The organism is Brevibacillus sp. FW301-21C12A, from assembly GCF_058788915.1.
On the sequence record NZ_JBYTBG010000120.1, the window covers coordinates 1 to 704 of the forward strand.

The 704-nt window shown below is 45.3% G+C and carries 1 protein-coding gene and 1 pseudogene; both read right to left on the reverse strand.

What is annotated here, in order from left to right:
• Positions 1-72 precede the first annotated feature (72 nt).
• Positions 73-465, reverse strand: a complete 393-nt coding sequence (locus AC3WQH_RS25525) for a molybdopterin-binding protein (RefSeq protein ID WP_255344300.1) — start codon at positions 463-465, stop codon at positions 73-75.
• Between the two features lie 33 nt (positions 466-498).
• A pseudogene (locus tag AC3WQH_RS25530) lies at positions 499-615 on the reverse strand (molybdopterin-dependent oxidoreductase); the annotation flags it as partial.
• Between the last annotated feature and the right edge of the window lie 89 nt (positions 616-704).

Consider the following 704-nt stretch of genomic DNA (forward strand, 5'->3'; position numbering starts at 1 on the left):
AAATCATTCCTAGCGTTTGTATATGTCGCGTCCATCTTTAAACTAACTCAATAATGAGTTTTCAGACACATCCTAGTCAATATAAACTGTGATTGTATGAATGGAATTGTTTCCGTACCCCTTAACATTCCACTGTGCCTTCTCAGGCTGCGATTGGCCGGATCGATCTGTTGCCTTCACTTTTAGTGTATAGGTACCTGGCTGAGTAGCTTTCCAGCGGTATTTCCATCGTCGCCATGAGTAAGGAATTGAGGGATCGCACCAGTCCGCATGGCTCCACTGTTGCCCTCCATCTTCGCTCACTTCTACCACAGCAACTGGAGAAATGCCCGACCACGCCACGCCATAGATGATATGCACACCACGGTGGAGAGAAGATTGGTTGGACGGAAAAACAAAAGAAGAGTTTACTTTTACATTAGTGATGGGGATTGCGCCTTGATACTTGCCAGGTTCAAGAATCATTACATAGTCAAGCGATTGAAATGGCCCCTGAAATGGTTGATTTAATACAGTGATCCGCCGGAGCCATTTTACAGATGCCATGCCGTACCATCCGGGAACAATAAGGCGTAGTGGGAAGCCGTGACGATAGGTAAGCGGCTTTCCGTTTTTATAAAGTGCAAGCTTTTAAGCCCCAAAATTGGATTTGAGTCATACCCCCTTATCTTGTTAAGCTGATATCAGAAGAACAGAGGGGGATA

Coding starts and splice junctions, on each gene's coding strand:
- AC3WQH_RS25525 (WP_255344300.1), bottom strand. CDS start 465: ATGATTCTTGAACCTGGCAAGTATCAAGGCGCAATCCCCATCACTAAT.